Genomic DNA, 245 nt, shown 5'->3' on the forward strand with positions numbered 1-245 from the left:
TAGGCGGGCGAGATTTCCTCCGGCTGGGCGGGCCGGCCGAGATCCGTATTCTTGCCGAATGACTTGATGGCTTCGGCGTCCCTGTCGGCCGGGTTCAAGGGGGTCCATACCGGACCCGGCGCCACGGCGTTGACGCGGATGCCCTGCGGCGCCAGGTTGGACGCCAGCGCCCGGGTGAAGGCGTGGATGGCGCCCTTGCTGGTGGAGTAGTCAAGCAATCCGCCGCTGCCGCGCAGCCCGGTCAC

1 protein-coding gene is annotated in these 245 nt (G+C 69.4%); it reads right to left on the bottom strand.

From position 1 onward, the window contains the following. Positions 1-245, bottom strand: a 245-nt coding sequence (locus SB771_RS36355) for an SDR family oxidoreductase (RefSeq protein WP_410722205.1), incomplete at both ends; no start/stop codon positions are given.

Source organism: Burkholderia sp. SIMBA_051, from assembly GCF_046534915.1.
Classification (GTDB): domain Bacteria; phylum Pseudomonadota; class Gammaproteobacteria; order Burkholderiales; family Burkholderiaceae; genus Burkholderia; species Burkholderia ambifaria.